This window comes from Thioclava atlantica (genome assembly GCF_000737065.1).
GTDB classification, from domain to species: Bacteria; Pseudomonadota; Alphaproteobacteria; order Rhodobacterales; family Rhodobacteraceae; genus Thioclava; species Thioclava atlantica.
This window is the reverse complement of record NZ_AQRC01000001.1, coordinates 232,624-253,965: the sequence shown is the minus strand read 5'-3', so window position 1 is coordinate 253,965 and position 21,342 is coordinate 232,624. Positions and strand designations below refer to the sequence as shown.

The following is a 21,342-nucleotide window of genomic DNA, read 5'->3' as shown; positions in this document are numbered from 1 at the left end:
ATTGCTCTCTCAATGCGATTGGCATGAAAAGGTTCCTCACGGAAATGTTGAATCCTGACTGTAACTTTGTGCAACCGCGACCCTTGACTTCGGTTCCGTCGAAAAAGTGACGCGATTTCAATTTCATAAGCCACGCTTATCACATCCTCTCGACCGGGCGAATTGATAAGCCTACTCACGAACACTTGACTGTCTGTAACGCTGCGACGCGGCGAACTGCGCGGCACCGCAAAGAAACCTGTGCAAACACGCGCAATATCAGGCAATTGCGGCTCATTTCTGGAGTCATCGGCCCCGGGCCTGCACTTCTGAGTCGCCCCGCACGGCGGCGCGGCAGGGACCGGGGCGGCATTAACCAATCCTAAACCATGCTCGCCCAAGCTCCGGAGCCGGTACGGGGAGAGGGCATGGTCAGCAAGAGCCACACGGTCGCGTTCGAAGGGGTGGAGGCCCGCCTGGTCGAGGTGCAATGCGCGCTCTCCGAGGGCATGCCCGCCTTTTCCGTCGTCGGCCTGCCCGACAAGGCGGTGTCGGAGGCGCGCGAACGGGTGCGGGCCGCGCTCGGGGCGCTTGGCGTGGCCCTGCCGATGCAGAAGATCACCGTCAATCTCTCGCCCGCCGATCTGCCGAAGGAGGGCTCGCATTTCGACCTGCCGATCGCCCTGGCGCTGCTCGGCGCAATCGGCATCGTCCCGCGCGAGCGGCTCGAGGATCTCGTCGCGATCGGGGAACTTTCGCTCGACGGACGGCTCCTGCCCGTCGCAGGCGCCCTGCCCGCCGCCCTCGCCGCGGCCGAGAGCGGACGGGCGCTGATCTGCCCGCAAGGCTCCGGCGGGGAGGCCGCCTGGGTGGCTGCGGCAGAGGTCGCAGCGCCCGCCACGCTCGCCGCCGCCGTCGATCACCTGAACGGGCGCGCCCCGCTCGAGCCCGCCCGCCCGGGCCTCGTCCAGACGGCACCGCACCCACGCGACCTGCGCGACGTGAAGGGCCAGGAACGCGCCAAACGCGCGCTCGAGATCGCCGCCGCAGGACGCCACCACCTGATGATGATCGGTGCGCCAGGCTCCGGAAAGTCGATGCTGGCCGCCCGCCTTCCCACGATCCTGCCCGAGATGAGCCCCGAGGAGATGCTCGAAACCTCGATGATCCACTCGCTCTCGGGGCTATTGGACGAAGGCGGCATCTCGCGCAGCCGCCCCTTCCGCGATCCGCATCATACCGCCTCTATGGCCGCGATGATCGGCGGCGGGCGCGGCGCGCGTCCGGGCGAGGTCAGCCTCGCGCATAACGGCGTTCTCTTCATGGACGAGTTTCCCGAATTCCCCCGTGCCGTACTCGAAACCCTGCGCCAACCGGTCGAAACCGGCGAGGTCGTGGTGGCGCGCGCGAATGCCCATACCCGCTACCCCTGCCGCTTCCTGCTGATCGCGGCGGCCAATCCCTGCAAATGCGGTCACCTCACCGAACCCGAGCGCGCCTGCTCGCGCGCGCCGGGCTGCGGAGAGGATTACCTGAGCCGGATCTCGGGCCCGTTGCTGGACCGGTTCGATCTGCGCCTAGAGGTGCCTCCCGTGCGCTATGCCGATCTCGATCTGCCGGCCTCGGGCGACAGCTCGGCCGAGGTGGCCGCGCGCGTGGCGAGGGCGCGGGCGCGGCAATCGGAACGCTTCGCGCAGGTGCGGGCGATCCGGGTGAATTCGGAAGCCGAGGGGGCACTTCTCGAGGAGATCGCCACTCCTGATTCAGAAGGGCAGGCCCTGATGGCGAAAATGGCCGAACGGCTCGGATTGTCGGCCCGCGGCTATCACCGGGTGTTGCGCGTCGCCCGCACCATCGCCGATCTCGACGAGAGCGAAGATGTGCGTCAGCCTCATGTGGCCGAGGCGTTGAGCTACCGGATCAGCGCGGGGGCAGGTTGAGCATCGCACGCGCCGCCCGGCCCGCATCCTCGAGCGCGTCGTGAGCCTCGGGCAGCCTTCCGTCGAAGAATTGCCAGACATGGGGCGCATCGGGCCAGCTCTGCACCGTCACCGCCGCGCCGAAACTGCGCAGCCGGTCCGCCATGCGCAGCGAGTCATCGGCGAGGATCTCGGTCATCGAATGCTGGATCAGGACCGGCGGCGGATCACGAAACTCGGCGAACAAAGGTGACACGGCAGGATCGTTCGCCGCATGCCCGCCAAGCGCCTGTTCCACCGTCTCCCCGATCCGCTCGACCGGCAGGAGCGCCTCGCGCCGGGCATTGCTCCGCAGGCTTTCGCCCGAACAGGTGAGATCGGTCCAGGGCGAAAAGGCGATCAGCCCCGCGGGCACCACCCCGCGGGCGCAAAGCCGCGCGAGCAGCGAGAGCGCGAGCCCGCCGCCCGCACTGTCCCCCGCGATCACGATGTTTTCGGGATCATAGCCCCGCTGATAGAGCGCATCGAAGGATGCCTCTGCATCGTCGAGCGCGGCCGGCAAGGGCGCCTCGGGCGCGAGGCGATAATCGGGAACGTAAACCTCCACGCCGCTCAACTTCGACAGGCGCCCGGCAAGACCGCGATACATGTAGGGCGAGCCGGCAATATAGCCGCCGCCATGCAGATAGAGGATCGCCCGGCCGGGCTCCGTTCGCCCGACACGCAGCGAGAGCGCCGGGACATCCCCCAGCGCCACGCCCAGCATGCACAGCCCCCGAGGCTCCCGCACGATCCAGCTGGCCACCCGTTCCGTCACGCGACGCGTCGCGCCCAGATCGGCGCATCGCCGCATCTGCGGCTTCACCACCGCACGCAACCAGGCATTCAGCCATGTCAGCCGGATCGACATCTCACCCCCGCTTCGCCTCGATCGCCTCCCAGATCTTCGCCGCGATATTGACGCCTTCGAACCGCTCGAGCTCCTGGATGCCGGTGGGCGAAGTCACGTTGATCTCGGTCAGCCAGTCGCCGATCACGTCGATCCCGACGAAGATCTGCCCCTTCTCGCGCAGGACCGGACCGATCGCCGCGCAGATCTCGCGGTCGCGCTCGCTCAGGGCCGCCTGCTCGGGGCGCCCGCCCACATGCATGTTGGACCGCGTCTCGCCCTCGGCCGGGACCCGGTTGATCGCACCGACCGGCTCTCCGTCGACAAGGATGATCCGCTTGTCCCCCTTCGAGACGGCGGGGAGGTATTTCTGCGCGATCAGCGGCTCGCGATTGATGCCGATGAAAAGCTCGTGCAGCGACGAGAGATTGCGGTCGTTCGGGTCGAGCCGGAACACCCCCGCCCCGCCATTGCCGTAGAGCGGCTTGAGGATGATATCGCCATGATGCGCCTTGAAGTCGCGGATCACGCCCAGATCGCGCGCGATCAGCGTCGGCGGCGTGAGCTCGGGGAAGTTGAGCACCAGGAGCTTCTCGGGCGAGTTGCGCACCCAGAACGGATCGTTCACGACAAGCGTCGAAGGATGGATCCGCTCGAGCAGATGGGTCGTGGTGATATAGCCCATGTCGAAAGGCGGGTCCTGCCGCAGCCAGACCACATCCCAATCCGCGAGATCGATTTCAGTCTCCTCGCCCAGGGTGAAGTGATTGCCCTTCTCGCGCCGGACCTCGAGCGGCCAGCCCCGGGCCAGCACATGGCCCTCGCGATAGATCAGACGACCCGGCGTGTAGTAGAACAGTTCATGCCCGCGCGCCTGCGCCTCCTCGGCGATCCGGAACGTGCTGTCCGCGCCGATATCGATCGCCTCGATCGGATCCATCTGGACTGCGACTTTCAAACCCATCCGCGCCCCCCTTTCATTGCTGCCTTGATGCAATGTGGCGCGCGGCAATGCAATCTCAACTCACAATCCGAAATAGGCATTCTCGAGAATGCGGATCTCTCCCCTCTCGTCCACCAGCGCCAGATCGAAGCGTACCTTGCGATTGCAGTTCGCCGGCGCGGGATGCCGCATCAGATACTCTTCGACCGAAATGCAGATCCGGCGCATCTGCCGCTGCGAGAGCCGGTCGGCGGCCCGGGCATGGCTGCGCGATTTCTTCACCTCGACGAAGATCAGCGTATCGCCTTCGCACGCGATGAGGTCGATCTCGCCGCCATAGCGTCCGCGCCAGCGATGGGCGGACACCTCGCGCCCCGAACGCGCGTAATGGCGCGCCACCTGCTCTTCGGCGGCCAGGCCCGAATGGTAGGATAGCGATCCGCTCATCTCATCTCTCCAAGGTCAGCGTCATTTCTCCAGGGCCAGAGCGGCCTGATAAACCTTCCTGCGCGCAAGCCCGGTATCCGCCGCCACCTGATCCACCGCGTCGCGCAGGCTGCCCTGCGACAACGCGGCTTTCAGCAGCGCCGCGAGCTCCTCTTCGTCGATCTCGACCGCGGGAACGCGATCGATCACCAGCACGAGTTCACCCTTCACCTGCGCGGCTTCGAGCCCTTCGAGCAGGTCTTCCAGATTTCCCCGGCGAACCTCCTCGAAGCGTTTTGTCAATTCGCGGCACAGCGCAGCCTGTCTTCCTGCTCCGAAGGTTTGCACGCTGTCCCTTAACATTTCGCGAATGCGCTTGGGGCTTTCGTAGAAAACGAGTGTCGCCGGGATCGTCTTGAACTCGGCCAGCCAGTTCAGCCTCGCGCCCCTCGTATTGGGCGGAAACCCCGCAAACAGGAACCGGTCGCTCGGGAGCCCCGAGAGGGTGAGCGCGGTCAGCACCGCCGAGGGCCCCGGCGCGCTGTGAAGCGGCAGGCCCGCCTCGATCACCGCGCGGGCGAGCTGATAGCCCGGATCCGCGACAAGGGGCGTGCCCGCCTCTGAGGCATAGACCACCGTCTTGCCCTCTTCGAGCGCACGCAGCAGCTTCGGCCGCACCGCGGCGCCGTTATGGTCGTGATAGGCGACAAGCGGCCGACCCGCGAGCGCGACCCCGTGGATCTCCATGAGATGGCGAAGGCTGCGCGTGTCCTCGGCGGCGAGCACATCGGCGGATTTGAGAATATCGAGCGCGCGCAAGGTGATGTCGCGCGCTGACCCGATCGGGGTCGCGATGAAATGGAGCCCGGGCTCGAGCGCCCGCCCTCCCTCGCGTTCGGCGGGGCCCGTTTCCCGATCTCGTCCTGTCTTGGACCCGTCCTGCATCGTCTCTCTCACCTGCTGCCTGCGCCGTTTACTTCGCGCCCCGTTGCGCATAGGCTCGGCCTCGCGCCACGCGCGCCGCGAACCTGTCTTCCCCGAACGCCCATGAAGGACGTAACATGTTTGACTTCCTGCGTAACCCCCGTGCCCTCGCGTCTCGCGTGATTGCCGTTTTCGCCCTGCTCTGGCTCGCCGCCTGTCAGCCCGGCGGCATGGGCAATACCGGCCAGCGCATCGATACCAGCGCCCCCGTGAAAGTGGCGCTTCTGGTGCCCGCAGGGTCGGGCAATTCCGGCGACGAAACCCTTGCGCGCGCACTCCAGAACGCCGCGAACATGGCGATCGCGGATCTTCAGGGCGTGCGCATCGACCTGCAGATCTACAACACGGCCGGGCAGCCCGCGCAGGCGGCCGCAATGGCTACCAAGGCGGTCGATAACGGCGCCAAGATCATCCTCGGCCCGGTCTACGCCCAATCGGCGAATGCGGTGGGGCTCGCAGTGGCCTCGCGCAATGTCAACGTGCTCTCCTTCTCGAACAACACCGATATCGCGGGCGGCAACGTCTTCGTGCTCGGCCCGACCTTCCCCAATACCGCGAACCGGCTCGTGAGCTATGCCGCGCGCCAGGGCAAGCGCCGGATCATGGTCGTGCACGAGCAGACCACCGCCGGCGAGGTTGGCGCCCAGGCGATCCAGTCCGCGATCGCGCGCAACGGCGCCTCGCTCGCGGGCGTCTCGTCCTACCCGTTCTCGCAGCAGGGCGTGGTCGATGCGACGCCGCAGATCGCGACGCAGGTCAAATCGGGCAATGTGGACGCGCTGTTCCTGACCGCGGATACCGCGGGCGCGCTGCCGCTCCTGACCCAGCTGCTCTCGGAGCAGGGGGTGAGCCCGGCCACCACCCAATATCTTGGCCTCACCCGCTGGGACATTCCGCCCGCGACGCTGGCGCTGCCCGGGGTCCAGGGCGGCTGGTTCGCCGAACCCGATCCCGGCCTTCAGGCGCAATTCGTCGCGCGCTACCAGGCCGCCTACGGCTCGGCGCCGCATCCGATCGCGGGGCTCGCCTATGACGGCATCGCGGCGATCGGCGCGCTGGTGAAATCGGGCAACCCGAATGCGCTGACCAAGCAGGGGCTGACCCAGCCCTCGGGCTTCGTGGGCGTCAACGGCGTGTTCCGCCTGCTGCCCGACGGCAGCAACGAGCGCGGCCTTGCCGTCGCTCAGGTCCAGAACGGCCAGGCGGTCGTGGTCGATCCCGCGCCGCGCAGCTTCGCCGGGGCCGGGTTCTGATCCCGGCCTCCCCTCTCCGCCACAAGGCCCGCCAAGGGACATGACCGAGACGTGAGCACCGCGACCGATATCGCCCCGGACCGGACCGGGGCGCCCCTTCTCCTCGACGAGGCGCAGCTTTTCGATGCGCTCGATGGCGCCCTCGCCGAGGCGGGCGAGCCGCGCGAGATCCGAAACGCCACGGTCGCCTTTCTCGCCGCCGAGCGCAGCAAGGCGCAGGCCTGGATCGAGGCGGAGTTCCTCACCCACCCGCGTGCGGCGCGCGAGACGGTCGAGGCCTATGCCCGGATGACCGACGGGATCGTGCGCTCGGTGCTGCGCGTCGCCACGACACGGCTGCACCGCATCGGCACGCCGACCGAGGCCGAGCGTTTCGCGGTGCTCGCGGTGGGCGGCTACGGCCGGGCCGAGATGGCGCCCCACTCGGATGTCGACCTGCTGTTCCTGACGCCCTACAAGGTCACCGCCTGGGCCGAGAGCGTGATCGAATCCATGCTCTATATCCTGTGGGACCTGAAGCTGAAGGTCGGCCATTCCTCACGCACGCTCGACGACTGCATCCGGCTCGGGCGCGAGGATATCACCATCCGCACCGCGCTGCTCGAACATCGCTGCGTGGGCGGGGACGAGAAGCTGGCCGAGACGCTCGCGACCCGGCTCCTGCACGAGCTCTTCGAGGGCACCGAGGCCGAATTCATCGAAGCCAAGCTGGCGGAACGGGCCCAGCGCCACCGCCGGCAGGGCGGGCAGCGCTACGTTCTCGAACCCAACGTGAAAGAGGGCAAGGGCGGCTTGCGCGACCTGCAGACCCTCTACTGGATCGGGAAATATATCCATCACGTCGATCGCGCCCGCGAGTTGATGGAGATCGGGGCCTTCTCGCCCGAGGAATACCAGACCTTCCACGAGGCCGAGAGTTACCTCTGGGCCGTGCGCTGCCATCTGCACCTGATCGCGGGGCGTGCCGCCGATCAGCTCACCTTCGACATGCAGGTCGAGGTGGCCGAGCGGATGGGCTATCGCGATCTGGCCGGACGACGCGCGGTCGAGGTCTTCATGCAGGACTATTTCCGCCACGCGACGGCGGTGGGCGACGTCACCCGGATCTTCCTGTCGAAGCTCGAGGCCCAGCACGTGAAGACGGCCCCGATGCTCACGCGGATCTTCCGGCGGCGGCGCAAGCTCAAGGCCCCCTACCGGGAGGATAACGGCCGCATCAACGTGGCCGACGAAGCGGCCTTCCTCGCCGATCCGGTCAACCTGCTGCGGCTCTTCGAGGAGGGGCTGCGCTCGGGGATGCTGCTCCATCCCGACGCGATGCGGCTCGTCTCGGCCAATCTGAAGCTGATCGACAAGACCGTGCGCAAGGATCGCGAGGCGCAGCGGATCTTCCTCGACCTGCTCCTGAAGCACGGCAATCCCGAACGCGCATTGCGGCGGATGAACGAGCTCGGGGTGCTGGCCGCCTTCATCCCCGAATTCGAGCCGATCGTGGCGATGATGCAGTTCAACATGTATCACAGCTACACGGTGGACGAGCACACCATCCAGTGCATCTCGACCCTCGCGCAGATCGAGCGGAACGAGCTGGTCGAGGATCTTCCGCTCTCCTCGCATATCCTCGAGGAGGGGGTGAACCGCAAGGTTCTCTACGTCGCCCTGCTTCTGCACGATATCGGCAAGGGCCGGCCGGAGGACCATTCGATCCTCGGCGCCCGGATCGCGCGGCGCGTCGCTCCGCGCCTGGGGCTCAATGCCGAGGAAAGCGAGACCGTCGAATGGCTGGTCCGCCATCACCTGCTGATGTCGGACGTGGCGCAGAAACGCGACCTCTCCGATCCCCGCACGATCCGCGATTTCGCGCGGCAGGTGAAATCGCGCAAACGGCTCGATCTGCTGACCGTCCTGACCGTGTGCGACATTCGCGGCGTCGGCCCGAATGTCTGGAACAACTGGAAGGCCACGCTCCTGCGCAAGCTGCATTCCGAGACCGCACGGGCCCTCGAACACGGGCTCGAGGCGATCAATCGCGAACAGCGCACCGACGAGGCCAAGCGCGCGCTGCGCGAGGTGCTCGAAGCGGATGCCGAATGGGACAAGACCGAGATCCGCGCCGAGCTCGGACGCCATTACGCCGCCTATTGGCAGTCTCTCTCGACCGCCAATCACGAGGTCTTCGCCCGGATGCTGCGCGGCCTCGGCGATGACGAGATCCGCATCGACCTGCATCCCGACGAGGATCACGACGCCACCCGCGCCTCTTTCGCGCTGGCCGATCACCCCGGCATCTTCTCGCGGCTGGCGGGCGCGCTCGCGCTCGTGGGGGCGAATGTCGTCGATGCGCGCACCTATACCTCGAAGGACGGTTACGCGACCGCGGTGTTCTGGGTTCAGGATGCCGAGGGCCATCCCTACGAGGCGTCGAAACTCTCGCGCCTGCGCGGGATGATCGACAAGACGCTCAAGGGCGAAGTGGTCGCGCGCGACGCGCTCAAGGACCGCGACAAGATCAAGAAGCGCGAGCGGGAATTCCGCTTCCCGACCCATATTACCTTCGACAACGAAGGGTCGGATATCTATACGATCGTCGAGGTGGACACGCGCGACCGGCCCGGTCTGCTCTATGACCTCACGCGCGCGCTCGCGTCGAACAATATCTCGATCTCCAGCGCGGTGATCGCAACCTATGGGGCGCAGGTGGTGGACAGCTTCTACGTGAAGGACATGTTCGGCCTGAAACTGCATTCGCCGGCGCGCCAGGAATCGCTCGAGAAGAAGCTGCGCGAGGCGATCGTCTCCGGCGCGAGGCGGGCAGGAAACTGACATGAAACCGATCCGACTGGTGCGCGGCTTCCTCACGGTAGGCGGCTGGACGATGGCGAGCCGAATCCTCGGCTTCGTCCGCGACATGATGATCGCCGCCTATCTGGGGGCGGGCCCGGTGGCCGAGGCTTTCCTCATCGCCTTCTCGCTGCCGAACCTGTTCCGGCGCTTCTTCGCGGAAGGCGCGTTCAACACCGCCTTCATCCCGATCTTCTCGAAGAAGCTCGAAGGCGGGCAGGATGCGCAGAGCTTCGCGCGCGAGGCGATGGGCGGGCTCATCACCGTGCTGATCGCGCTGACGCTGATCGCCTCGGCAGCGATGCCCTGGCTCGTGCTCGCGATGGCCTCGGGCTTCGCCGCCGACGAGCGCTTCGCGATCGCGACCACCTATGGCCGCATCGCCTTCCCCTATATCCTCTTCATCTCGCTCGGCGCGCTGCTGTCGGGGGTGCTCAACGCGGCCGGCCACTTCGCCGCCGCCGCCGCCGCGCCGGTGCTGCTCAACGTGACCTTCGTCGCGGCGATGGTGCTGGCCGATACGCTCGGCTGGCCGGTGGGCGACGCGCTCGCCTGGGCCGTGCCGGTGGCGGGCGTGGCACAGCTCGCCCTCGTCTGGGTGGCGGCGAAACGCGCGGGTTTCAAGATCTACCCCACGCGCCCACGCCTCTCGCCCGACATGAGGCGCCTGATCCGGATCGCGATCCCGGCGATGCTCGCGGGCGGCGTGGTGCAGATCAACCTCCTCGTCGGCCGTCAGGTCGCCTCCCATTTCGACGGCGCGATCGCATGGCTGAACTATGCCGACCGGCTCTACCAGTTGCCGCTCGGGGTCGTCGGGATCGCGATCGGCGTTGTGCTGCTTCCGGACCTGTCGCGGCGCCTGCGTGCGGGCGATGGCGAGGGCGGGCGCTATTCCTTCTCGCGCGCGGGCGAATTCGCGCTCCTGCTCACCGTCGGTCCCGCGGTGGCCCTGCTGGTCGCGGCCGAGCCGATCGTCTCGGTCCTCTTCGAGCGCGGGCGCTTCACCCATGAGGACACCGTCGCCACCGCACTCGCCGTGGCGATCTACGGGCTCGGCCTGCCCGCCTTCGTGCTGCAAAAGGTGCTCCAGCCGCTCTATTTCGCACGCGAGAACACCCGCACGCCGTTCTATTACGCGCTTGTCGCGATGGTGGTGAATGCCGTGCTCGCGATCGGCCTCTCGCCCTTCATCGGCTTCCTCGCCGCCGCCATCGGCACGACGCTGGCGGGCTGGGCGATGGTGGTGCAGCTCTGGCTCGGCGCCCGGCCGATGGGCAATGCGGCGCGCTTCGACGTGCGGTTCCACCGGCGCCTGCCCCGGATCATCGTCTCGGCGATCGTGATGGGCGTGGCGGTGCGCGCCGTGATCTGGGCCTTCCCCTGGGCCTTCACCCTGCCCGGCCTGCGCGGCTTCGCCCTGCTCGGCCTCGTGCTCTTCGGGATGGTCGCCTATTTCGGCACCGCCATCGCAACGGGCGCGATGAGCGCGGGCGACCTGCGCGCGGCGATGCGGCGCGGCCCCGGCGGAATGTGACCGATCAGCGCCGGCGCAGCCGCTCGAGCGTCCGGCGCATGCCGCCCGGTGCGACGAAGAAGCTGAGCCCGAACCCGGCAATGAAGCCCACGATATCGGCGATCCAGTCGGGCCGCGCACCGAAGATCATCGCGAAGACCAGCTGGATCCCCATCAGCGCCCCGATCAGCGAGAAGGCCCGCAACCGGTTCGCGTTCTCCTGGCCGAGGCGGGTCCACAAGATCCAGGTGAAGGCCCCGATCAGGCCGTAATCGCCCGGAAAGCCGCCATAGAGCCCGACCTGGGTAAAGGGCAGCAGACCGTATACCAGCGCCCCCGCCACGCTCGCGCCGAGAAAGACCACCGCCACGGCGAGCCCGGAAAACAGCTCGCCCACCATCTTGCCGAGCGCCAGCAGGAAAACGAGCACGAAGATCGCCTGCGTCACGCTCGCATGGACGAAGGGATAGGTGAGCACCCGCATCATCTGCGCGGGCGGATATTGCCCGGTCTCGATCATCGCGCGCATCACCTGCGGCGAGAAGGCGAATTTCTGCAGCGCGTCGAGCCGCCAGCCTGCGGCCCCGGGACCACCGATCAGCCCGCTCTGCCCCATCGCGAAGAACAGCTCCGTCGCGATGATCGGCAGCGAGAGCAGCCAGACCACCGAGGGCAGCGGGTTCACCGGGTGTTCGTCATATCCGTCGCGCATGGCACCTCCGCTCTGGCGGGGTTCGGTTGACGCCCCGCGCGCTTTAGCGATAAGCGAGCAGCCAGCGGAATTCCACCCCCGGCGCGGGCCTCCAACCCCCGCGCGACACAGGAGCATCTCATGAGCGACGACGCGCAGCCCCTCAACGCCAATTTCAAACCGCGGATCTTTTCCGGCATCCAGCCCTCGGGCGGGCTGACGCTGGGCAATTACCTGGGCGCGCTCAAGCGCTTCGCCCAGAAGCAGGATGAGGGGATCGAGACGATCTACTGCCTCGTCGACCTGCACGCGATCACCGTCTGGCAAGACCCCGAGGCGCTGCGCCGCAACACCCGCGAGGCCGCGGCCGCCTTCATCGCCTCGGGCGTCGATCCGAAGCGCTCGATCCTGTTCAACCAGTCGCAGGTCTCGGCCCATGCCGAACTGGCCTGGCTGCTGAACTGCGTGACGCGGCTGGGCTGGATGAACCGGATGACCCAGTTCAAGGACAAGGCGGGCAAGAATGCCGAGAAGGCCTCGCTGGGCCTCTATGCCTACCCTGCGCTGATGGCGGCCGATATCCTCCTTTATCACGCGACGATGGTGCCGGTGGGCGAGGACCAGAAACAACATGTGGAACTGACCCGCGACATCGCGGCCAAGTTCAACCATGACTTCAAGACCGAGTTCTTCCCCTCCCCCGAACCGCTGATCGAGGGCGCCGCGACCCGCGTGATGTCCTTGCGCGACGGCTCGAAGAAGATGTCGAAATCCGACCCTTCGGATGCGAGCCGGATCAATCTCACCGACGATGCCGACACGATCGCCAAGAAGATCCGCAAGGCCACCACCGATCCCGAGGCGCTGCCCTCGGAGATCGCGGGTCTGGAGGGCCGCGCCGAGGCCCGCAACCTCGTCAACATCTATGCCGCGCTGGCCGACATGACGCCTACGCAGGTGCTGGGGGAATTCGGCGGCGAGGGCTTCGGCAAGTTCAAGCCGGCCCTGGCCGAGCTTGCGGTCGAGAAGCTTTCGCCGATCAGCGCCGAGATGACCCGCCTGATGGACGACCCCGCCGAGATCGACCGGATCCTCGGCGAGGGCGCGGCGCGCGCCGCCGAGATCGCCCAGCCGATCCTGGGAAGAACGCTCGAGATCATGGGGATGATCCGCTCGCGCTGAGCCGGAAGGAGGGGGGCTCCGCCCCCGCCCGCTGCGCGGCCTCCCCCGGGGTATTTCCCTCTAGGTGAAAGCCAATCTCTTCACCTGGATCCAGATACCCCGGGGGCGCGGCGCAGCCGCGGGGGGCAGCGCCCCCTTGCCGCCATTCCCGCCCCGCACTAGGCTCTGGCGAAAAGAGCTCACGGGCGGACCCATTCATGCGCATCGGCATCCTTCAGACCGGACAATCCCCTGACGTCTTGCGCGAGCAGGCCGGCGATTACCCGGACATGTTCGAACAGCTCCTGGCCGGGCGCGGGCTCGAATTCGCGCGTTACGATGTCGAGCATATGGAGTTTCCCGCGGATGTGCATGACTGCGAGGGCTGGCTGATCACCGGCTCGCGCCACGGCGCCTACGAGGATCACCCCTTCATCCCGCCGCTCGAAGCCTTCATCCGCAAGGCCCACGCCGCCAAGGTGCCGATGGTCGGGATCTGCTTCGGCCACCAGATCATCGCGCAGGCCCTGGGCGGAAAGGTCGAGAAATTCGCGGGCGGCTGGGCGGTCGGTCCGCAGGATTACGATTTCGGCGGAGAGCGGATCGCCCTCAATGCCTGGCACCAGGATCAGGTGACCGAGCCGCCCCCCGGCGCGACGCCGATCGCGCAGAACGCCTTTTGCGCCTATCCCGCGCTTGCCTATGGCGACACGATCTTCACCGTGCAGCCCCATCCCGAGTTTCGCGACGATTTCGTCGCGGGGCTGATGGACACGCGCGGGCGCGGCGTCGTGCCCGACGATCTGATGGCGGCCGCGCGCGCGAAGCTCGGCCAGCCCGGCGGATCGGCGCGCATCGCCGACCGGATTGCCGAATTCTTTCTCAGGACGAGGGTGCCCGAGCACCCGGAAAGCTGACCGATGAACACCATGACGGACTGGACCGACCGCATTCCGCAGGCCGCGCGCGACTATCTCGAGGGGCGTCGCCTCGACGAGGTGGAATGCATCGTCGCCGATATCGCCGGGGTCGCGCGCGGAAAGGCGATGCCGGCCTCGAAATTCCGCTTCCAGGACCGGTTCTTCCTGCCCAACTCGATCTTCCTGCAGACGATCACCGGCGAGTGGACCGACAATCCGATGGGCGCCTTCACCGAGCCCGACATGATCCTCGTGCCCGATTTCTCGACCGCGACCGCCGCGCCCTGGACCGCGGACTGGACGCTGCAGATCATCCACGATGTGGAGGATCAGCAGGGCAACCCGGTCCCGATCGCGCCGCGCAACGTGCTCAAGCGGGTGGTCCAGCTCTACGAGGCGGAGGGCTGGAAGCCGGTTGTCGCCCCCGAGATGGAGTTTTTCCTCGTCGCGCGCAACACCGATCCGAACCAGCCGATCATCCCGCCGATGGGGCGCTCGGGCCGGCGTGCGGCCGCGAAGCAGGCCTATTCGATGAGCGCAGTGGACGAATACGGCAAGGTGATCGACGACATCTACGATTTCGCCGAATTGCAGGGCTTCGAGATCGACGGAATCTTGCAGGAAGGCGGTGCGGGTCAGGTCGAGATCAACCTCGCCCATGGCGATCCGGTGGAGCTGGCCGACCAGATCTTCTTCTTCAAACGGCTGATCCGCGAGGCGGCCCTGCGGCATGACTGCTTTGCCACCTTCATGGCCAAGCCGATCGAGGGCGAACCGGGTTCGGCGATGCATATCCACCAGTCGGTAATCGATATCGAGACCGGCGAGAACATTTTCTCGGACGAGAAGGGAGGCGAGACGGAAGCCTTCCTGCACTGCATCGCGGGGCTTCAGACCCACCTGCCCGCGGTGATCGCGCTGCTCGCGCCTTACGTGAATTCCTATCGCCGCTACGTTCCGGATTTCGCCGCGCCGATCAATCTCGAATGGGGTCGCGACAACCGCACCACCGGGCTGCGGGTGCCGATCTCGGGCCCCGCGGCGCGGCGGATCGAGAACCGGCTCGCCGGGATGGACTGCAACCCCTATCTCGGGCTCGCCGCCTCGCTCGCCTGCGCCTATCTCGGGCTCAAGGAGAAGCGGATGCCGAAGGCCGAATGCCTGGGCGATGCCTATATGTCCGCCGAGGATGTCCCGGTGAATCTGGGCGACGCGCTCGATCTCCTCTCCGAAAGCGCGAAGATCCGCGACGTGCTGGGTCACGAGTTCTGCGCCGTCTACGAGGCCGTGAAGCGTAACGAATACAAGGAATTCCTGCAGGTCATCAGCCCGTGGGAACGCGAACATCTCCTGTTGAACGTCTGAGCCGATGAACCTGCTTTTCGCCAATGACCGGAAGGGCGAACACGCGCCGAGCTACTATGCGGCAACCGCGCTGACCGACCGCCGCTGGCCCGAGCTCGAGGGCCGTCACCGTGCGGATGTCTGCGTGATCGGCGGCGGCTTCACCGGGCTTTCCGCCGCCCTCCATCTGGCCGAGCGCGGGTTCTCGGTGACGCTGCTCGAGGCGCATCGGGTGGGCTTCGGCGCCTCGGGGCGCAATGGCGGTCAGGTCGGTTCGGGCCAGCGGCTCGAACAGGACGACCTCGAGGCCGCGCATGGCCGCGAGATGGCGCGCAGGCTCTGGGATATCGGCGAGGAGGCGAAGGCGCTCGTGCGCGATCTGATCGCGCGCCACGAGATCCCGGTCACCTTCCATCCCGGCATCGCACATGCCTGCCGGACCAAGGCCGAACTCGCCCATTCGCACCGGATGGCCGAGAAACTCGCGCGCGACTACGGCTATGACCAGGTCACGCCGCTCGACCGCGACGCGCTCCGCGCGATCCTGCCCTCGGAGGCCTATCTGGGCGGCGATATCGACCGCGGCGCAGGCCATCTGCACCCGCTCAATTTCGCGCAAGGCCTGGCGCTCGCCTGCGCCAAGGCCGGGGTGACGATCCATGAGGGCTCGCTCGTCCATCACATCCGCCCCGGCGCGCCGGTGCGGGTGCAGACCCGGCACGGTCATGTCGAGGCCGACCAGCTGATCTTCGCCGCGAACGGCTATCTGGGCGATCTGGCCCCACCGGTCGCGGCGCGGGTCATGCCGATCAACAATTTCATTGTCGCGACCGAACCTCTCGGCCCGCGCGTGGCCGAGGTCCTGCGCGAGAACGTCGCGGTGGCCGATACCAAGTTCGTGGTCAATTACTGGCGCCTGTCCGAGGATAACCGGCTGCTCTTCGGCGGCGGCGAGAGCTACGGCTACAAGTTTCCCGATATCGTCGCGACCGTGCGCAAGCCGATGCTCGAGGTCTATCCCAGCCTCGCCGATGTGAAGATCGACTACGCCTGGGGCGGCACGCTCGCGATCACCCGCTCGCGCATGCCCTGTTTCGCGCGGCCGCTGAAAAACGCGTTCTCGGCCAGCGGTTTCTCCGGCCATGGCGTGGCGATGGGCACGATGGCGGGCAAGATCATGGCCGAGGCGGTGGCGGGCCAGGCCGAGCGCTTCGACCTGATGGCGGGGATCGCGCCGCCACGCTTCCCCGGCGGCGCGCTGCTGCGCAGCCCCCTGCTCGTCGCGGCGATGACCTGGTTCTCGATGCGCGACCGGCTCGGCATCTAGGCGGGAGACCGCCCGGTCATCAAAACGTCACTGGCAAGGTGCGCCCCCGCGATATAAAGTTTTCCGAAATGTCAGTTTAAGGAAAACCCGCCATGCCGCGTGACGGACAGCCCGCCCCGAACTGCTACGACGCAGAGCCGATCCCCGAGGCCGCGCGCGCCGAGATCGACCGGCTGCTCGCCTCCGGAGACCTCTTCCGCTACACCTCCGAGAACGCCCCCGTCGCGCGTCTCGAGGCCGAATTCGCCGCCTTCATGGGGGTGAAATATGCGGTCGCGGTGTCGTCGTGCAGCCAGGCGCTGTTTCTTTCGATGAAGGCGCTCGACCTGCCGCGCGGCGCGCGGGTGCTGGTGCCCGCCTTCACCTTCGCGGCCGTCCCCTCCGCGATCGTCCATGCCGATTGCACCCCCGTCCTCGTCGAGGTGGGTGCGAATTTCCGCATCGATCTGGAAGATTTCCGCGCCAAGTTCGACGACAGCATCGCGGCGGTGATGATCAGCCACATGCGCGGCCATACCTCGGACATGGATGCGATCATGGCGCTTGCCGAGGAACGCGGCGTTCCGGTGATCGAGGATGCGGCCCATTCGCTGGGCACGCTCTGGCACGGGCGCAAGATCGGCACGATCGGCAAGATCGGCTGCCTCTCCTTCCAGTCCTACAAGCTCATCAATGCGGGCGAAGGCGGCATTCTCCTGACCGACGATCCGGAAATCGCGGCCCGCGCCGTGATCATGTCGGGCGCCTACGAGCACAACTGGAAGAAACATCCCGGCCTGCAGAACTCCTATCTGCAATGGCAGAACGAGCTCCCGCTCTACAATTGCCGGATGCAGAACCTCTCGGCGGCGGTGATCCGGCCGCAGATCGCCGAGGTGGAGCGCCGCGTGAATGACGGCCGCGCGAACCACGATTACGTCGCCGAGCGCCTGAACACGAGCGAGTGGCTCGACGTGCCGCCCGCCCTCGCCCCCGAGACCCGCGCACCGGATTCCCTGCAATTCAATCTCGCGGGCGACTGGAGCGACGAGGAGGCCCGCCGGCTGCAGAGCGAGACGAAGGCCCGCGGCGTGAGCGTGCAGGTCTTCGGCCTGAGCCAGGACAATGCCCGCGCCTTCTGGAACTGGCAGTTCCTCGGCGAAGTGCCCGAACTGCCCAAGACCCGCGCGATGCTGATGCGCGCCTGCGACACCCGCCTGCCCGCGCGGCTCAAGCAACCCGATCTCGATTATATCGCCGAGGCGATCCTCGACGCGGTCGCCGTGGTGAAAGGCTGAGGCGAAGGGGGCGCTGCCCCCTCTTTCCTGGCGGAAATTCACCCCCGGGATATTTGGATCAAGAGGAAGCACAGCCGCTTCACCTAGAGTGAAATACCCCGGGGGAGCCCGCGCAGCGGGCGGGGGCAGCGCCCCGTTTCAGCCCGCCATCAGGCGCGGGTAGTCGATCTTGGGGCAGCGGTTCATCACCACGCGCACGCCCCGGTCGCGCGCCTTTTGCGCCGCCTCTTCATGGACGACGCCCAGTTGCATCCAGATCGTGCGCAGATGCGGCAGATGCGCGAGCGCCTCCTCCACCACTTCGGGCACGGCTTCCGAGCGGCGGAAGATGTCGACCATGTCCACCGCGATCGAGGCCGGGATCGAGGCTAGATCGGGATAGACCGTCTCGCCCAGGAGCTCCTGCCCCGCGAGGCCCGGATTGACGGGGATCACCCGGTAGCCCTTCGATTGCAGGAAATGCGCGACGTCGTTCGACGGGCGCTCGGGCTTGTGGGAGATCCCCACGACCGCGATCACCCTGGTCTCGCGCAGAATGTCACGAAACTCGTCTTGCATCGTTCTCTCCGCTCTCAACTGGCCTGATATCACAAAAAATGCGCCCAAACCAAAAGGCCGGGCGCAAAGTGCGGAACGAGGGACAGTGAACTGAGGCGCGAAGGTTCCGTCGCCGCGCCTCCCTATCTAGATGGGGACCGCAATCGGCATTTAAACCCCCCGGCCCCGGGCTCGCGCTTTTGTGACCCGTCAGCGGCTGGACGCCGCGTAGAGCGCCACCGCGGCCGCGTTCGAGACGTTCAGCGAGCCGAATTCGCCCGCGAAGGGGATCCGCGTGAGCCGGTCGCAGGTCTCGCGGGTCTTTTCGCGCAGCCCGGGCCCCTCGGCCCCGAGCACCAGCGCGACCGGTTCCGCACCCGCCTCTGCCAATGCGTCGCGCAGCGGCATCTTCGCCTCCCCCGCAAGGCCCAGTAGCCGGAAGCCCATCGCGCGCAGCTCCTCCATCGCATCCGAGAGGTTCTTCACCCGCAGATAGGGCTGGCGTTCGAGCGCGCCGCTCGCGGTTTTCGCAAGTGCCCCGGTCTCGGGTGCGGAATGGCGATGCGGCGCGATCACCGCGGCCGCCCCGAACACCTCGGCCGAGCGCAGTACCGCGCCGACATTATGGGGATCGGTCACCCGGTCGAGGAGCACCACGAGCCGCGCATCGTAGCAGACATCCTTGAGCGCACCCCAGTCGAGCGGCTTCACCTCGAGCGCGGCGCCCTGATGCACCGAATCCGCCGAGAGCGGCACATGCTTGTCGAATTTGCGCACATCGACGATCTCGGGCTCGATCCCGCCTGCGGGGATCGCATCGGCGAGCCGGTCGGCGGCGTTCTTCGAGCAGACCAGGCGAAGCTTCTCGCGGGCAGGGTTCTGCAGCGCGTCGCGCACCGCATGCAGGCCGAACAGCCAGACCGTCTCGGCGGCGGCGGCACGCTTGGAACGTTCCTTCTCGATTACCCAGGCCGGTTTCTTCATCGCGCTCTCCTTTGGCCTCTAACTGCGCGCTCGACGCCCGTTTGGCAAGCCGTCATCGCGGAGCGGGGATTTTTCGCAAATCCGGCTCTTGACGCCCCCCGCCCCCTTTTGTATCTCCCGCCCAGCGTCGGGTGACGTGCTGCAAGGTGCGGCAGCGGACTGTAACTCCGCCGGGGAGACCCATGCCTGGTTCGATTCCAGGGTCACCCACCACTTCCCCCTCTTCAGGAACTGGTGACCGGACGATGCCTCAGCGCATCAGGATCTGGTCGCGTGTGAACCGCGCCTCGTCGGTGGTGCCATCATCATAGATCAGCTTCACCCGCACCTCTTTCACCGAGCCTCCGGGCTGGGAGACGAAGACGCCGTCGCCCGAGATCGCGTTGGGCTGGGCGGCGCCGTCATGGCATTGCTCCATCTTGAAGGGCGTGTTCGGGGCCGCGCCGTTGAAGCCGTAGCGAATCTCGCGCAAGCCGCAGCGCCAGGCCAGCAGATGGGTGAAATAGACCAGGTCCTTGCCGCCATATTCCCGGATCGCGACCCAGGAGCCGCGCGTCATGTCGAGGATCGGGCGCACCTCGGCCGCAGAGGTGAAATTCTGCGCCGCGACAGGACTTCCCAGAACTGCCGCGAGCATCGCTGCTGCCGTTGCGAACTTCATCCGCGCCACTTTTACCCCCGAGCGTTGCCGCTATACTGCGCCTCATCATTGCGCTGTGCAGTATGAAGGTGAACGTGCTGAAATCTCAACCCTTCAACGTCATCTGCATCGCACAGAGCGGTCGGCTGGAATACGAGGCCCTGCTTTTCGCCCTCAGCTTCCACGACGCCAATCCCGCCTTCGACGGTCGCCTGATCGTGGCCGAGCCGCAGCCCGGTCCGCTCTGGTCGGGCGAGACCCGGATCTCGGGCCCGGTGCGCGGCCTTCTCGAGGCGGCGGGGTCCGAGATCTTGCCCTTCGAGGCCCGCGTCTTCGGCCAGAGCTATCCGCAGGGCAACAAGATCGAGGCGCTGATCGCGATGCCCGAGGCCACGCCTTTCGTCTTCTTCGACACCGACACGATCTTCACCGGGCCGCTCTCCGCCGTGGGATTCGATTTCGACCGCCCCTCGGCGTCGATGCGGCGCATCGGGACCTGGCCGGAGCCGCCGCTTTACGGGCCCGGCTTCACCGGCATCTGGAAATCGCTCTACGACAAGTTCGGCCTCGAGGGGTTCGAGGACACGCTCGATCTGAGCCAGCCCGACGAATACTGGCGCCGCTACATGTATTTCAACGCGGGCTGGTTCTTCGGGGCCGATCCGGGGGAATTCGGCCGACGTTTCCTGCGCTATGCCCGCGAGATCCGCGACGATCCCCCCGATGCGCTGGCCTGCCAGTCGCTCGAGCCGTGGCTCGATCAGGTCGCGCTGCCGCTGGTGATCCACAGCTTCGGCGGCGGGAGACCGGGTCCCGAGCTCGACGGGCTCGACGGTGATGTGAGCTGCCATTACCGCGCCCTGCCCCTGATGTATGCGCGCGAGAGCGACGCGGTCGTCGACACCGTCGAAAGGCTCGCTGCGCCGAACCCGGTCAAGAAGGTTCTCAAGCTGCACGACCCGGCGAAAAAGCTGATCTATCAGGGCAAGGGCCGCAAGCTCCGGGCCCGGATCGCCGAGGAAGGCATGCCCCGCACCGAGAAGGCCCTGCGCAACCGGATCAAGCGCGCGGGTCTGTGGCTGCGCTAGGCCAGAACCGGCCAGAGCGAGGCGATCAGCAGCACCGCCATCGTCCAGTTGAAGACCCGCAGCCGCGACGGCGTCGTGAGCCAGCGCCGCAGAGCTTGCCCCGCCCAGGCCCAGAGCGTGACGGAGGGCAGGTTGACCACCGTGAACACCGCCGCCACCGATGCGATCGCCCAGGGCGCGGGCGAGCTGGCATAGACGGTCACCGCGGTCAGCGCCATCGCCCAGGCTTTCGGGTTCACCCATTGAAACGCGGCGGCCTGAAGGAAACTGATCGGGCGCGCCTCGGCATCCATCTCCGCCTTCGGCGCCGCGGCGCGGGCGATCTTCGACGCCAGCCAGAGCATGTAGAGCGCCGCGACGATCTTGAAGCCGAGCTCGATCGGGGGCCAGCTGCGAAAGAGCTGCGCCAGCCCCAGCCCCATCACGAAGGCCATCGCGCCGAAGCCGAGCGCGACGCCGAGAAGATGCGGCACGGTGCGGCGCAATCCGAAATTCGCCCCCGACGCGAGCAGCATCATGTTGTTCGGCCCCGGCGTGACCGAGGTGACGAAGGCGAAGCCCATCAGGGAGAGAAGCAGGTTCAGCGTCATGCGCAATTTATGGCGCAACTTTCACCGAATTGA

At 66.9% G+C, this 21,342-nt stretch carries 19 protein-coding genes and 1 tRNA gene; 11 read left to right on the top strand and 9 right to left on the bottom strand.

All coding sequences use genetic code 11. The annotated features are described in order from the left end of the window. The first annotated feature begins 407 nt into the window (after positions 1-407). Positions 408-1,919 (top strand): YifB family Mg chelatase-like AAA ATPase, encoded by a 1,512-nt coding sequence (locus DW2_RS01185; protein ID WP_038142695.1) that lies wholly within the window; start codon positions 408-410, stop codon positions 1,917-1,919. Here DW2_RS01185 and DW2_RS01180 read toward each other — a convergent pair. Genes DW2_RS01180 through rsmI form a run of 4 tightly spaced genes read right to left on the bottom strand, consistent with a single transcriptional unit; the run spans position 1,900 to position 5,101 of the window. Beyond that, on the bottom strand, positions 1,900-2,808 hold the full coding sequence (locus tag DW2_RS01180; RefSeq protein WP_038142693.1) for an alpha/beta hydrolase: 909 nt from the start codon (positions 2,806-2,808) through the stop codon (positions 1,900-1,902). The genes DW2_RS01185 and DW2_RS01180 overlap by 20 nt on opposite strands. Before the next feature lies 1 nt (position 2,809). Then, positions 2,810-3,751, bottom strand: a complete 942-nt coding sequence (gshB, locus tag DW2_RS01175; protein ID WP_038142691.1) for a glutathione synthase — start codon at positions 3,749-3,751, stop codon at positions 2,810-2,812. Between the two features lie 60 nt (positions 3,752-3,811). Continuing rightward, positions 3,812-4,177, bottom strand: coding sequence for a YraN family protein (locus DW2_RS01170; RefSeq protein ID WP_038142689.1), 366 nt, complete (start codon positions 4,175-4,177; stop codon positions 3,812-3,814). A 21-nt stretch (positions 4,178-4,198) separates the two neighbouring features. Continuing rightward, positions 4,199-5,101: a 16S rRNA (cytidine(1402)-2'-O)-methyltransferase gene (gene rsmI, locus DW2_RS01165; protein ID WP_051855123.1), complete on the bottom strand. Its 903-nt coding sequence runs from the start codon at positions 5,099-5,101 to the stop codon at positions 4,199-4,201. Between the two features lie 116 nt (positions 5,102-5,217). Between rsmI and DW2_RS01160 the strand changes: the two genes are divergently transcribed. The 3 genes from DW2_RS01160 to murJ are packed head-to-tail and all read left to right on the top strand — an operon-like array spanning position 5,218 to position 10,771. Then, on the top strand, positions 5,218-6,393 hold the full coding sequence (locus DW2_RS01160) for a penicillin-binding protein activator (RefSeq protein ID WP_038142687.1): 1,176 nt from the start codon (positions 5,218-5,220) through the stop codon (positions 6,391-6,393). Positions 6,394-6,444: 51 nt separating this feature from the next. Then, positions 6,445-9,216, top strand: a complete 2,772-nt coding sequence (locus DW2_RS01155) for a [protein-PII] uridylyltransferase (RefSeq protein WP_038142684.1) — start codon at positions 6,445-6,447, stop codon at positions 9,214-9,216. Position 9,217: 1 nt separating this feature from the next. Continuing rightward, the gene (murJ, locus tag DW2_RS01150) at positions 9,218-10,771 is read left to right on the top strand and encodes a murein biosynthesis integral membrane protein MurJ (RefSeq protein WP_038142681.1); all 1,554 of its coding nucleotides are present in this window, start codon (positions 9,218-9,220) and stop codon (positions 10,769-10,771) included. A 4-nt stretch (positions 10,772-10,775) separates the two neighbouring features. Here the strand turns inward: murJ and DW2_RS01145 are convergent, their stop codons facing one another. Continuing rightward, complete coding sequence (locus DW2_RS01145; RefSeq protein ID WP_038142678.1) at positions 10,776-11,462, bottom strand: rhomboid family intramembrane serine protease; 687 nt, start codon at positions 11,460-11,462, stop codon at positions 10,776-10,778. A gap of 120 nt (positions 11,463-11,582) precedes the next feature. Between DW2_RS01145 and trpS the strand changes: the two genes are divergently transcribed. From trpS to DW2_RS01120, 5 genes are all read left to right on the top strand, one after another. Further along, entirely contained in the window at positions 11,583-12,623 is a 1,041-nt protein-coding gene (trpS, locus tag DW2_RS01140) for a tryptophan--tRNA ligase (RefSeq protein WP_038142673.1), read from the top strand. A 197-nt stretch (positions 12,624-12,820) separates the two neighbouring features. Continuing rightward, positions 12,821-13,519, top strand: coding sequence for a type 1 glutamine amidotransferase (locus DW2_RS01135; protein ID WP_038142671.1), 699 nt, complete (start codon positions 12,821-12,823; stop codon positions 13,517-13,519). A gap of 12 nt (positions 13,520-13,531) precedes the next feature. Further along, positions 13,532-14,887: a glutamine synthetase family protein gene (locus DW2_RS01130; RefSeq protein WP_038143390.1), complete on the top strand. Its 1,356-nt coding sequence runs from the start codon at positions 13,532-13,534 to the stop codon at positions 14,885-14,887. 4 nt (positions 14,888-14,891) lie between these two features. After that, a complete protein-coding gene (locus DW2_RS01125; protein WP_038142670.1) occupies positions 14,892-16,193 on the top strand; it encodes an NAD(P)/FAD-dependent oxidoreductase in 1,302 nt (433 codons plus the stop codon). 92 nt (positions 16,194-16,285) lie between these two features. Then, entirely contained in the window at positions 16,286-17,470 is a 1,185-nt protein-coding gene (locus DW2_RS01120; RefSeq protein ID WP_038142668.1) for a DegT/DnrJ/EryC1/StrS family aminotransferase, read from the top strand. Positions 17,471-17,608: 138 nt separating this feature from the next. On the opposite strand, the gene DW2_RS01115 is transcribed toward DW2_RS01120, so the two are convergent. Beyond that, complete coding sequence (locus tag DW2_RS01115) at positions 17,609-18,028, bottom strand: CoA-binding protein (RefSeq protein WP_038142666.1); 420 nt, start codon at positions 18,026-18,028, stop codon at positions 17,609-17,611. Between the two features lie 189 nt (positions 18,029-18,217). Next, positions 18,218-18,991, bottom strand: a complete 774-nt coding sequence (gene rlmB, locus DW2_RS01110) for a 23S rRNA (guanosine(2251)-2'-O)-methyltransferase RlmB (RefSeq protein WP_038142665.1) — start codon at positions 18,989-18,991, stop codon at positions 18,218-18,220. Between the two features lie 129 nt (positions 18,992-19,120). On the opposite strand from rlmB, the gene DW2_RS01105 reads away from it, so the two are divergent. Beyond that, positions 19,121-19,204, top strand: a tRNA-Tyr gene (locus tag DW2_RS01105). A 37-nt stretch (positions 19,205-19,241) separates the two neighbouring features. Here DW2_RS01105 and DW2_RS01100 read toward each other — a convergent pair. Then, positions 19,242-19,652, bottom strand: a complete 411-nt coding sequence (locus tag DW2_RS01100; RefSeq protein WP_038142661.1) for a hypothetical protein — start codon at positions 19,650-19,652, stop codon at positions 19,242-19,244. 62 nt (positions 19,653-19,714) lie between these two features. Between DW2_RS01100 and DW2_RS01095 the strand changes: the two genes are divergently transcribed. After that, positions 19,715-20,719, top strand: coding sequence for a hypothetical protein (locus tag DW2_RS01095; protein WP_202900073.1), 1,005 nt, complete (start codon positions 19,715-19,717; stop codon positions 20,717-20,719). Here DW2_RS01095 and DW2_RS01090 read toward each other — a convergent pair. Next, positions 20,716-21,309 (bottom strand): LysE family translocator, encoded by a 594-nt coding sequence (locus tag DW2_RS01090; RefSeq protein ID WP_038142659.1) that lies wholly within the window; start codon positions 21,307-21,309, stop codon positions 20,716-20,718. The genes DW2_RS01095 and DW2_RS01090 overlap by 4 nt on opposite strands. Between the last annotated feature and the right edge of the window lie 33 nt (positions 21,310-21,342).